Source organism: Actinopolymorpha sp. B11F2 (assembly GCF_040195635.1).
GTDB lineage: Bacteria > Actinomycetota > Actinomycetes > Propionibacteriales > Actinopolymorphaceae > Thermasporomyces.
Genome location: NZ_JBEFTX010000012.1, coordinates 179,348 through 191,530 on the forward strand (window position 1 = coordinate 179,348; position 12,183 = coordinate 191,530).

The following is a 12,183-nucleotide window of genomic DNA, read 5'->3' on the forward strand; positions in this document are numbered from 1 at the left end:
TCAGGTGAGGTGGTAGTCAGCGCGCCTGGCGCGACGGGCGCGTGCCCAGTACTCGAAGGAGAAGCCGGGCCAGATCGTCCGGTTGACACCGTCCTCGTCGAGATACCAGCTTCGGCATCCGCCCACACTCCACACCGCCTTGCGGAGTCGCCGGTGCAGGCGTTCGTTCGAGCGGCGTTGGGCGGACGGCCTGACCTCGATCACGTCCGCCCGGTGCCGCCGCAACAGCCGGAGGCAGCTCATGATGTGCTGGACCTGTGCCTCGATCATGAACACGACCGACGTGTGGCCGAGGCCGGTGTTCGGGCCGAGAAGCATGAAGAAGTTGGGGAATCCCGCGACCGAGATGCCATGGTGCGCCTCGATGCCGCCGGCCCAGGCGTCCTGGATCTTCACGCCGTTCCGGCCGACGATCTGGCGTTCCATGAGGGCAGAGGTGACCCTGAAGCCGGTGCCGTAGATGATCGCGTCGACGTCGTACGAATCTCCTTCGTGCGTACGGATTCCCCGCTCGTCGATCTCGGCGATTCCGTCGGTCACGAGATCGACGTGCGGCCGCGCGAGCGCTGGATAGTAGTCCGACGACAGCAGGATCCGTTTGCAGCCGATCGTGTAGTCGGGCGTGAGTTTCGCCCGCAGGTCCGGGTCGGAGACCTGGCGTTCGAGATGCCGCCGCCCCAGCGTCTCCAGCGGTTCCATCAGCGTGGGGTTCACCGCGAATCCGAGAGCGCGGAGTTCGAGCCCGCCGTAGATCGCCGTACGAAACGCCCACATCGCCGGCGGACTGCGCCGGAAGAGCGCGCGCCGCTTCGCGGGAATCTCGGTGTCCGGCCGGGGATGGATCCACGGCGGCGTTCGCTGGAAGACGTGCAGCCGGGAAACCTTCCCGGCGATCCGGGGAACGAACTGGACTGCGCTTGCACCGGTCCCGATCACCGCGACCCGCTTGCCGGTCAGGTCGTACGAATCGTCCCAGGCCGAGGAGTGGAAGCTCACGCCGCCGAACCGTTCCGCACCAGGGATGTCGGGATAGGAAGGCACGTGCAGCGACCCGACCCCGGACACGACCGCCCGCGGTGTCAGGACCTCGCCGGTCGCGGTAGTGACATGCCAGCGGCGCGTGTCGTCCTGCCATTCCATCGACTCGACGCGTACGCCGTAACGAATGTGCGGCGCCACCGCGTACTTCTCCACGCAGTGACGCAGATAGTCCCAGATCTCCTCGCGCGGTGAGAACATCCGCGACCAGTCCGGATTGAGTTCGTAGGAGTACGAATAGAGGTGCGACGGCACGTCGCAGGCACAGCCGGGATAGCCGTTGGCGCGCCAGGTGCCGCCGAGGTCGTCGTCCTTCTCGAGGATGACGAAGCTGTGGATTCCGGCCTTCTTCAGCTGGATCGCCATGCCGATGCCGCCGAACCCGGCACCGATGACCACGATCGCCGGCTCTGTCGTCGATGTGCCGCCGGTCATGGCCTGCGTCCTTTGACGGTCTGTCCGATCGTGGTGGCGACCAGGACGGGATCGTCGCTCATCGGTACGTGGCCGCAGCCCGGAAGGTCGACGTGACGGGCCTCGGGGAAGCGCTGTCTGGCGCGGTCGGCCTGCACGTACGGAAGGATCCGGTCCCGGGTCCCCCACGCCACGGTGACCGGGCACTGGAGGGTGCCCGCGACCGCATAGCCGCGGCCATGCCGCGCCACCGGCCGGAAGCTCTTCCCGGCGCGCATCGCGAGACTGTCGTCGAGGATCGCCGCGGGTGGAAGACGATCCGGCTCGCCGACGAACACTCCGTACGTCCAGCGACGCATCTGCCGCGAGGCGAGAAGGGAGCGTTGCACGGCCACCGGCAGGAAGGTGGTCGCCCGTAACGTGTGGAGCGTGGCCAGCGCCCGGCGGCGTTCCGACGTGGTCCAGAAACCTGCCGGCGCGAGGGCGGTGGCGGACGCGACCCGTCCGGAGATCGCGAGTTCCAGGGCGAGCGCGCCGCCGAGACTGTTGCCGGCGACGTGCGGGCGTTTCAGGCCGAGGTCGTCGCAGAACGCCGAGATGGCGGGCGTGAGGTCCTCGCGCCACCGCGGGCCGACCGGTGAGGATTCACCGAAGCCGGGCAGGTCGACGGCGATGACGTCGAACTCCCTGGCGAGCAGGTCGATCACCGGACGCCACCCCTGTCGGCGGTGGCCGAGACCGTGGAGCAGAACGAGCGGAGCACCGGTTCCCTGCCGTTCGTACGCCAGCGTCACGACGACCGTCTCCTCTCCACCCGTCCCGTCGACGACCACATTCTCACGGAATGGACGACCGGTCACGATCTGCTGAGGAGGGGCTGACGGCCACGGTCGGCCCGGGGGAAGGGCCGACGGTCACGGTCGGCTCGGGGATGGGCCGACGGTCGCGATCGGTTCAGGGAAGGGCCGACGGTCACGATCGGCGCTGAGACGCGATGCGGGTCTGGTCCGGACGCCGCTTCAGCGGTGGCGGCGCCAGAAGTCGTACGGATGCCGGCCCGGATGGAAGCCGGCGGCCTCCACCATCGCGGCGGCGGAGGAGAACCCGGTCGCGAGCATGGCCGGCTCGTGGGCGTCACTGCCGAAGGTGACTGCTTCACCGCCGACGTCGTACCACCAGCGAACCACCTGTGCGTGCAGGGGGAGCCGGGTGTTGACCTCGAGGGCGCGTCCCGAGCGAGCCAGAGCGTCGAGCGCGGTCCGAAACTCGTCTTCGAAGGCCGTCGGGTCGAACGGTCCCGCGTCGGCTGGCAAGTACCGGAGGACATAGTCGATGTGGGCCAGGACCTCGAAGGCGTCGGTCTGCTCGATGAGGCGGGTCACCTCGGCCAGATAGCCCCGAACGACCTCGGCCACTGGCTGCTCGCGGTAGAGCTGCGAAGGCTCCAGGTAGCGGTCGTTGCTCCGCAAGGCGTGCAGGGATCCCAGCACCCGGTCGAAGCGGTCGCCGGACAGCAGATCGGCGGCGGCCCGGCGGTGCCAGTGAGCTTCGCCGAGTTCGACACCGGACATGATCCGCAGGTCGGGGAACTTGTCTCGGCAGACTTGCAGACATGCCAGGTAACCGTCGACGTCGAGGCCCGGTGGGCTGAAGAGACCGTCGGCGGCGACGAGTGAGGGCGGTGGAGGCGCCGGATCGTCGGCGGCGACCACCCACGGCGTGAAGTCGGCGTGTTCGGTGAAGGCGATCGCGGGAAGACCGATCTCGACGGCCCGGGCGCAGGTCCGTTCCATCGAACCGTTCTGCGCATCCCATGACCATTCGCTGTGAACGTGGTTGTCCGGTGGTGGCGATGTTCGTCGGCTCATCACGTCCAGTGTGCCGTGCCCTTGCCGTTGGAACGCCAGGGGGCAGCGGGGTCACTGCCCTTCTGGGTCGTGGGGGCGGCACTCGACGGCGAGGCGCCCGGTCGGGAGGTGCCTGGTCGCATGGACCTCGAGCCCGGCCGCGCGGGCGAGCTCGCCGAAATCGGTGAGGCGTCGATCCTTGCCTCCCATCAGGACTGTCTCCGGTATCAGGGCGGCCGACCTTCCTGCGCCGTCGGAAACCCCACCGACTATCAGAACCCGGCCATGGGGGTGTGCCGCTTCGCCGCAGCGTTGCAGGATGGCGACGGCCTCGCGGTCCGGCCAGTCGTTGAGGATGGACATCAGGAGGTAGAGATCGGCCTTGCCAGGCAGCAAATCGAAGAAGCTCTGTCCATGTGTGGTGACGCGGTCGGCCACTCCTGCGGACCGGAATGTCGAGTCTGCGCGTGCGACTGTCCTCGGCAGATCGACCAGACTGGCATGGATGTGTGGATGCGTACGCAGGATTTCCGCGAGCAGCGCTCCTGTGCCTCCGCCGACATCGACCACGGTGCGCACCGAGTCCCAGTCGCCGGTGACCAGGATGTCGGTGTCTGGGGTGCCATGTCCCGCAGGGCCCATGAGATCGTCGAAGCTTGCCGCGACGTCCGGATGGGCGTCCAGGTCCTCCCAGAACGGTCGGCCGAAGAGTTCATGGTAGGCGGGCTCTCCGGTGCGTACGGCCTTCAGGAGCGTGCTCCATGCGTGGGCCATCCTGCCGCCGATGCCGTCGAGGTCGAGGAAGAGGTGCGTACCAGGGTCGAGCAGCGCGCGTGCGGTCTCGTTGATCGCGAACCGTCCGGGTGTGGGCTGGTCGAACACGCCTTTGGTGACGAGGTGCGAGAGCACTCGGTAGAGGACGTCGGGATCGCAACCCGCCGCCGCGGCGAGGTCGTCAATGCCTACGGTCGTGTCAATGTCTGCCGCGGCATCTGCGTGCGCCGGCCCGCTGCCGTCGCCCTCGCCGGCTGTCGTCCTGTCAGCCGCTGCGGTGTTGTCTGCGTCTGTGGTCCTGCCTGTCTCTGCGGTGCTCTCTGCGTCCGCGAGGAGTTCAGCGATGCGAAGGGTCGCCACGACCCGGATGCACCAGGGCGTGCAGAGGTCGCTGAGGGCTCCGAGGTTTGCCGACATGAGCGCCATCCTGCCGGTGAAGTGGACAACTACCAACCCCTACGCTCGAAGTCTTGCGTTGCGTACGGGTTCTCGGGTTCTGCTGACCCATTCGGGGGTGGGACAAATTCCGGCATGCCGTCGCCGGCTATGCGTACGGTCCAGGCTCCTTGGTGGGTGAGGCGGTGGTGAAATGCGCACAGCAGGACGCCGTTCGCGACCGTGGTTGGCCCGCCTTTCAGCCAGGCGATCACATGGTGGCCCTCACACCATGACGGCGGGCGGTCGCATCCCGGAAAGGCACATCCGCGATCCCGGAGTTCGAGGAGTCGGCGGGTCTTGCCGACGAATAGTCGGATGCCGTCGATGCGGATGACCAGGTGCGGCTTCTCACCGGCGTGGGATGGTGATTCGCCGGAGTCGAGGTAGCGGCGGAGGAGTTCGTGCAGTCCGTCGCCCATGCGTTGGGCGTAGGTGCGGGTGTCGGGTCCGTCGGCGGTGGTGGGGCGTGGTTTCGCCAGCGGCTCCAACGCGGTGCGCAGCATCTCCGATGTTTCGGCGTCGAGTTTCCCGCGAACGAAGGAGCTTGTGCTGTAAGGGTCATCGCTGATCGAGAGCTCTCTGGCGCGGGCTGCTCGCTTCTCCTCGTCGGCCAACTTCTTTGCCAGGATCTGGTCGGTCAACTCTGGGTCGACGGAGTTGAGGATCGTTTTGCCGATCTTCGTCAACTCCCCGGGGTGGAAGGTGTGGGCGTGCTCGAGCATGGCGTGTTCGGCGTCGAACCGCGTATCTGGTCCGGCCTCGGACGGTAGGTCCCGCATCGTCTGGGCGATCACGTCGGCGGTGTCGGCGCTGATCCGGCCGGCGTTCATCTCGGTCCGAGTCATCACCAACGATGTGTCGAGATCCTTGGCGAGTTTGACTTTCCGACTGGCCTGGCCGGGACGTATCCGCAGCATGTCGGACAGCCAGTTTGTGGTGGAGGTGGCGCCGGCGGTCTTGCCGAGGTCGCGACGATCGGCTTCGCTGATAGCGGCCAGCAGTCCGGCGTCGCACTGGGCGATCAGCCCCTGCAGGTCAACCAACAGGTCGATGAGTTCGTCCTCGCCCATCGACCACAACACCGGCGGCAACTCCTCACCAAGCCGGCTGCGCATGCGCGACACCAGCACCGACAACGCATTCGCTTGCTGCGGTGTGGTGCGCGTGGTCCCCGTTTACATGATCCAACCATAAACGCGACCACCGACAGCCGAACCGCGAAAGCCCTGTAGAACAAGGGCTGTTCCATGATCATGAAGGAATAGCCAACTATATAGGCCGAGAATCCTTCATGATCTCGATCATGATCACGGGACGGCGAACTCGCTGGCCGTACAATGCCTGGACGTTTGGGTGAGAGGATGCGGACTGTTGGAGCAGGGCGACGCGGCGAGGGGTCGTGCTCGTGGGCGGCGAGCGATTCTCGCCGGCACGATCCATCCCGAGCAGCCGCTCCACGACGGTGGTCGCTGGGGCATCAGTGTGGTCTTCCGCTCCGCTCATCCGGTGATGCAGGTGCTGGCCGACCTGGGGCGCGAGGCCGACGCGCTGGCAGGTTCTGGGCACTGGGCGCACGGACCCGACGACATCCATTTCACGATTCGCGCGCTCGAACCGCACCGGTCGTGTGTCCCGCGCGACGATCCCCGACTTCGTACGTACATCCGGGCGTTGGACGAAGCAGCCGAGGGTCTCCCTGCACTCCGCATGGTCGTCCGCGGCGTGAGCCCGCACCCGGGCGGCATTGCGGTGGTCGGCTACCCCCGCGACGACACCGCGGACGAGCTCCGTCGACGACTGCGAACGATCCTGGAGCGGTACGCAGTGCCCCCCATCGAGACCAGCATCCGCACAAGCTGGTACGCCCATCTGGTCCACTTCGCCGCGCCCGTTCCCGACACCACGGCGGTCGTCGCATGGTGCGATGCGCGCAAGAACCTGGAGCTGGGGGAGCTCGAGTTCGGCGCCGCCGAGCTGATCAGCTGGCACCAGCCGGACCCCGCCGGCGGCGTACGTGGCTCGTACCTGCACCGCGCGGCCCTTGCAGGCGGCGGGCATGACTCGCTCCTGCACCGCGCCGCACGTAACACTCAGCCCTGACGAGCAGCCACCGAGCCGGAGAGTCGCGCCGCCGCCTGCACGGTGTGGTGCAGCAGCATGGCGGTGGTCACCGGTCCGACGCCTCCGGGCACCGGTGTCAGCGCTCCCGCCACCTCGCCCACCGCCTCGGCGTCGACGTCGCCGACGAGCTCACCGTCCGGGGTCGGGTTGGTCCCCACGTCGATCACCACCGCGTCCGGGCGTACGTGCGAGGCGTCGATCAACCCCGGCCACCCCGCGGCCGCGACCAGGACGTCGGCCTCCCGGCAGACCGCCGCCAGGTCGCTCGTTCGCGAGTGGCACACGGTCACGGTCGCGTGTTCGGCCAGCAGCAACAGGGCAGTGGGTTTGCCGACGATGGTCGAACGTCCGACCACCACCGCCCGCCGACCGGGGAGGGCGACGCCGGACGAGCGCAGGATCTCCATGACGGCCGCCGCGGTCGCCGGCGCGAACGCCCCTGACACCCCCGCCGCGACCATGCCGAGCGACGTCGGGTTGGCCCCGTCGACGTCCTTCGCCGCCACGATCGATCCGGCGACCTCCGACAGCGTGGTGCCCGCGGGCAACGGCGTCTGGCAGACCACGCCGTGCACGGAGGGATCCGCGGACAGTTCCGCGAGCCGTCGCGCGATGTCCGAGCCCGACGCGGACACCATCGAGTCGACCCTGCAGTCGACACCCACCCGTTCGCCAGTACGCCGGATCGACCGGACGTACCACGCCGTTCCCTCGTCGTCGGTCGGCACGACGATCGCGAGCGTCGGGACGATCGGCTCGCCCGTGTCGCCCCGAAGCCGCTCGGCCGCGCGGATCGTACGTTCGTTGACCGCCGCCGCGATCGCCCTGCCGTCGATGAGAGTGCTCATGGCCCGATCTCCTTGCGTACGGCGTCGACGACGCTACGCCCGGCACTGACCTGCAGACGATGGCGCTCGATCTCCGCTGTCAACCGCGTCTTGACATCGACATCGCGGAGGGACCGCAGGTTGATGTCGGCGTTGACCCCCGCCGACTCCAGGCCGGCGACCGCAGAAGCCGCGGCGACCGCGATGTCGGAGACGACCGAAGGATTGGAACGACCGAGCAGGCTCTCCGCCAGCCCGACCACGCGCGCGGCCACAGCGGCGATGTCGATGGACACCTCCGTGGCGCGGACGGTCGCGGCCCGGATGGCGGTCGCCCGCGCGGCCTTGTCGGCGTCGGTCACCTTGGGGAGCCGGAACGTCGCCATCAGGGCGTCGAAGGCCTCAGCGTCCTGCGCGACCAGTTCCACGGCGCGGGTCCGCAGCTCGTCCGCCTCGTCGCGCACACGTGTCACGTGCGGGTGGTGTTCGGCGTAGGCCTGCCTGCCGATCGTGAGGTTGGCGACCATGGCGACGAGCGCGGCGCCCATGGCGGTGTTCATCGCGGCTGCGGCTCCACCCCCCGGCGCCGGGGCCGCCGATCCGAGGGCGTCGAGCCAGGCACCGATCGTCTCGTCATGGGTGGGTTTCGTCACGATGATCCCCCAGGTGAGCAGCAGTCGCTCACAGTACCGTCGCCCACCGCCCGCACCGCATTGGGCCATACACCGGAGTCGAGCTAGCCTCCCGTCCATGGCCGATCACGTCGATCACGGCGACAACGCCGTACGCGGAGGGCAGGAGCCGCCCCCGCGACGTGTCGAACGGGTCGGCGACACCATCCGCCGCCCGGTCGCCCCGTGGACTCCGGCCGTCCACGCGCTGCTGCGGCATCTGGAGTCCGTCGGGTTTCCCTACAGTCCGCGCGTGCTCGGTTTCGACGAGCAGGGCCGCGAAGTGCTCACGTTCCTCGAAGGCGAGTCCGGTCCCGCCGGCTGGGCCAAGGTCGTGCCCGACTCGGGGTTGCGCGCCGTCGGCCGGCTGCTGCGGGAGTACCACGACGCGGTAGCGGGCTGGCGGCGCGACCCCGACCTGCTGTGGTCGAGCGGCATCCAGGAGCCCGGCGATCCGGACAACCCCGACGAGATCGTCTGTCATGGTGACTTCGGCCCGTACAACCTCGTGTGGCAGGGCGACCGGCCCACCGGCATCCTGGACTGGGACTTCGCCTATCCCGCACCGCAACGCTGCGACATCGTCTACGCGGTCGAATACCTCGCGCCGTTCCGCAGCAATGCCGAGTGCATGAAGTCGCTCGGTTATCCCGAACCACCCAACCGCCCGCATCGCGTCGCCGTCTTCGCCGAGGCATACGGCCTCACCTCGACCACCGCACTCGTCGACGACGTCATCCGTACGCAGCAGGAGACGTACGACACCGTACGAAAGCTGGCCGCGGAAGGCTGCCAACCACAGGCGACCTGGGTCGAGCGCGGGTATCTGCACCTCCTCCTCCACCGGATCAGGTGGAGCGAACGCCTCCGCAGCCTCTTCGCCGGCTGAAGCCTGCTTCGTCGGCGGTCGAACTCCGTTTGTCGACGGTGAAGATCGTGGTGCCATAACCTTGATCTCCGCGGCCTGCGTGTTCCCGCCGGCCGGCCCGCGCGGCAAGGGGGAGCATCGTGTCGGAGGAACGCACCCGGGCCCAGATCCGCATCGTCGGGCAGTGGCGGCGGGTCCGCATCACCGTTCTCGTCGTCGTGGTGCTGCTGGCTGTGCAGTGGCCCATGCGCAACGCTGTGCTCGACGCCGACCCGGCCTGGGCCGAACGCTGGGGTGCGGGCATCGCCGGCGGAGTTCCCGCCTGTGTCGTACCCGCGCGGTTGTCGTTGCTGGTCGACGTCATGTTCATCTATGCGTACGTTCTCGCCGCCTGGCGAGCCCGCGACTTCATCTGTGTCCGTGCGCCCTGGTCGCGCACGCTGTCAAGGGTCGGTCTCGCGGGTGCGGGGCTCGTCTCCCTGGCCGCCGTGCTCGACGTCGCGGAGAACGTCGTCCTGTGGCAGCGGTTCGGCGCGGCGCCGCGGTCGTCGGGCGGCAGTGTGTGTCCGTCGCTCGAGGTCGCCACGCTCAGTCCGGTGATGTGGCTGGCCTGGCTCGCGGGCGTACTCGTCGTTTGCGGTGCGTTCCTCGCCGCCGTGTTGTCGCGCCGGCAGGTCGAGGGCCCCGAGCCGGCCGATCCGCGGCGCCGCGACGAGGGCGGACAGATCATCTGCTGTTCCGGTGGGGGAATCCGGTCGGCCGCGTTCTCCCTCGGCGCTCTCCAGCACCTGACTGACATCGGCGAGTACCAGAAGTCCACGTCGGTCATCGGAGTGAGTGGCGGCGGCTACATCGCGGCGGCCTTCCACATCCTGCGGCGCTCCCTCACCGGCCGGGAGGGCGAGCGGCCGCCGTTCGCCATCGGTACGCCTGAGCTGGCCCGGCTGCGGCGGCACACCAACTACCTGATGCCGTCGGTGTCGGCGGGCGCGCGGGGCATCATGTCGTTGCTGTACGGCGCTGTCGTCAACCTCGTCCTGATCGGTGTCGGCCTTCGCCTGGTGTCCTGGGTCCTCGGCTGGGCGATCGCCGAGGTCGGCGTCGTCAACGGTCTTGGCACGCCGGACGCCGCGGTCGACTTCGCCGATGTCCCGATGTGGTACTGGCTGGGGGCTCTCGGGCCACTCGCGCTGGTCGTCGTCCTGTTCCTCGTCGAGGTCGTGGTGGACCGGTTCCGGGTGCCGCCGGACTGGTTGCGTACGGAAGGACGTGCGTTCGCGCAGGCCCTCACTCTGCCGGGCTTCCTCGCGGCCGGCCTGCTGATCGGCATGCCCATGTTGCTCGTCGCCGCCAACGACTTCGGGCAGAGCCAGGTGAGCGTGCGCTCGAACGGCGGCGCGGGCGGGCCGGACGGCGCGGGTGACGCCGGCCTCATGGCCGACCTGGCGAACGGTGTCGCGACCGGCCTGGCCAATGCCGCCAGCGGCGTGGCCGGGATCGGCGCCGCAGGTGCCGACACGGCGCTGGACTCCCAGTTCGGCTTCGCGACGCTGGCCGCGTTGGGTGCCGCGTTCCTCGCGCTCGCCCGCTCGGCCTGGAAGGGGTTGGAGACGTTCGACGTCGGCGCTGACTCCCGGGCAGGTGCCGAAGCAGATGGCCGTCCTGGCGCCGTAGGCGCGGCTCGTACGGCGGGCACGTTCGGCGGCGGGCTCCGGGACCGGCTCGTGCGGTGGGCGAGGACGACGCTGGTGCCGTGGCTCGGTTCGGCACTCCTGCTGCTCGCGGGTCTCGTGGTGCTGTCACGGTGGACTGCCGGCTATGTCGCCAGCGAGGAGTGGCGGGCGCGCTGGTGGGTGGCCGCCGTGTGCGCCGGGCTCGTCGTGCTGGTGGCTGTGTTCACCGACGCCACGCGGACGTCGTTGCATCCGTACTATCGCGAGCGCCTGTCCACGGCCTACCTCGTGCGCCGCACCGGGCCGGACTCGGCAAGTGCGTACGACTATGCGATGCCGATGCCCTACTCCTCCTGGGGTGGAGCCACCGACGGCGGTCCGCAGCTGACGATCGTCGCGTCGGCGAATGCGTTCGACCGCGAGTTCATCCCGCCCGACCGGGGGTGTGTGCCGTTCGTCTTCGATCCGGCGTTCACAGGTGTCGCCGGCGACGTGACCCTGCCGAGCGAGGGACTGGAGTCGACGTCGGCGTACGAAGTGCGTGCGGACCATCGCCAGCGGGACGTCACGATCGCGGGTGCCGTCGCCATCAGTGGCGCGGCGTTCGCCCCCCTGACCGGACGCGAGAACGCACGGACCCGGCCCATGCGCCTGCTCTTCGCGGTGGTCAACGCACGGCTGGGTGTGTGGCTGCCCAATCCCTACTGGGGATCGACCTCGAAGCCGTCGGAGTTCGCGCAGAAGTGGCTCGACCGCGCGGAGCATGGCCGCGGTGGCGTGATGGCGCGGGTCATCGCGAAGGTCGCCGACCAGGGGGCTCACCTGGCGAGCGTGGCGGACAAGCCCGGTGCCTACCGGTTGTTCAAGGAAGCGGTCGGGCGGACGTCGCTTTATGACCGGCGGCTCTACGTCACCGACGGCGGGCACTACGACAACCTCGGGCTCGTGGAGGCGTTGCGCCGGCGGCCGCGTCGGATCATCGTCATCGACGCGTCCCTCGATCCGGAGGACAGCTTCGCCACCGTCGGATCGGCGATCGCGACGGCGCGGATGGACCTCGGTGTGAGTGTCAGTTTCGATCCACGCCAGGTGCAGCGTCATGACGGGGACCGGGTCCAACGCGGCTGGGTTCGTGGGCTGGCCCGTTATCCCGACGGCGGCGAGGCGGAGATCCTGCTGGTGAAGGCGATGCTCGCGGGCCAACTCTCCTGGGATGTCGAAGCGTACGCGCTGCGCCATGGCGACTTTCCCCTGCGTTCGACGGGCGACCAGATCTACGGCGAGTTCGACTTCGAGGCCTATCGCGCTCTCGGGCACTCGTTGACGAAGGACATGTGTGAACATCTGCGGGCTCCCAAGGTGTCGCCGGAGGTGGCGCTCGAGGTGGCGCCGGCCGACGTCGAGGGAAGAGCCGAGGTCGAGGGCAGGACCGAGGTCGTGGGTGAATCGTCAGGTCATCTGACTACCCAGGAGAACGCCGGGCGGGGCCGGTCACCGGTCGCGTGACGACCG

Annotated in this window: 10 protein-coding genes; 3 read left to right on the forward strand and 7 right to left on the reverse strand. The window is 68.8% G+C overall.

Annotated elements, in window-relative coordinates; all coding sequences use genetic code 11:
* From ABN034_RS21750 to ABN034_RS21770, 5 genes are all read right to left on the reverse strand, one after another.
* Positions 1-1,473: a flavin-containing monooxygenase gene (locus tag ABN034_RS21750; protein ID WP_349692837.1), complete on the reverse strand. Its 1,473-nt coding sequence runs from the start codon at positions 1,471-1,473 to the stop codon at positions 1-3.
* Positions 1,470-2,312, reverse strand: coding sequence for an alpha/beta fold hydrolase (locus tag ABN034_RS21755; RefSeq protein ID WP_349692838.1), 843 nt, complete (start codon positions 2,310-2,312; stop codon positions 1,470-1,472). Before ABN034_RS21755 ends, ABN034_RS21750 begins: the two co-directional genes overlap by 4 nt.
* Positions 2,313-2,471: 159 nt before the next feature.
* A complete protein-coding gene (locus ABN034_RS21760; protein ID WP_349692839.1) occupies positions 2,472-3,320 on the reverse strand; it encodes a PHP domain-containing protein in 849 nt (282 codons plus the stop codon).
* A gap of 51 nt (positions 3,321-3,371) precedes the next feature.
* Entirely contained in the window at positions 3,372-4,490 is a 1,119-nt protein-coding gene (locus tag ABN034_RS21765) for a methyltransferase (RefSeq protein WP_349692840.1), read from the reverse strand.
* 29 nt (positions 4,491-4,519) lie between these two features.
* Complete coding sequence (locus ABN034_RS21770; protein ID WP_349692841.1) at positions 4,520-5,626, reverse strand: HNH endonuclease signature motif containing protein; 1,107 nt, start codon at positions 5,624-5,626, stop codon at positions 4,520-4,522.
* A gap of 256 nt (positions 5,627-5,882) precedes the next feature.
* Here ABN034_RS21770 and ABN034_RS21775 point away from each other — a divergent pair, with 256 nt between their 5' ends.
* Entirely contained in the window at positions 5,883-6,611 is a 729-nt protein-coding gene (locus tag ABN034_RS21775) for a hypothetical protein (protein ID WP_349692842.1), read from the forward strand.
* Here ABN034_RS21775 and ABN034_RS21780 read toward each other — a convergent pair.
* Positions 6,602-7,480 carry a bifunctional 5,10-methylenetetrahydrofolate dehydrogenase/5,10-methenyltetrahydrofolate cyclohydrolase gene (locus ABN034_RS21780; RefSeq protein WP_349692843.1) on the reverse strand — a complete coding sequence of 293 codons (879 nt, stop codon included), beginning with the start codon at positions 7,478-7,480 and terminating at the stop codon, positions 6,602-6,604. The two genes, ABN034_RS21775 and ABN034_RS21780, sit on opposite strands and share 10 nt — an antisense overlap.
* On the reverse strand, positions 7,477-8,181 hold the full coding sequence (locus ABN034_RS21785; RefSeq protein ID WP_349692844.1) for a cyclodeaminase/cyclohydrolase family protein: 705 nt from the start codon (positions 8,179-8,181) through the stop codon (positions 7,477-7,479). Before ABN034_RS21785 ends, ABN034_RS21780 begins: the two co-directional genes overlap by 4 nt.
* Positions 8,182-8,209: 28 nt before the next feature.
* Between ABN034_RS21785 and ABN034_RS21790 the strand changes: the two genes are divergently transcribed.
* Positions 8,210-9,019, forward strand: coding sequence for an aminoglycoside phosphotransferase family protein (locus ABN034_RS21790; RefSeq protein WP_349692845.1), 810 nt, complete (start codon positions 8,210-8,212; stop codon positions 9,017-9,019).
* 119 nt (positions 9,020-9,138) lie between these two features.
* Positions 9,139-12,177 carry a patatin-like phospholipase domain-containing protein gene (locus ABN034_RS21795; RefSeq protein ID WP_349692846.1) on the forward strand — a complete coding sequence of 1,013 codons (3,039 nt, stop codon included), beginning with the start codon at positions 9,139-9,141 and terminating at the stop codon, positions 12,175-12,177.
* Positions 12,178-12,183 lie beyond the last annotated feature (6 nt).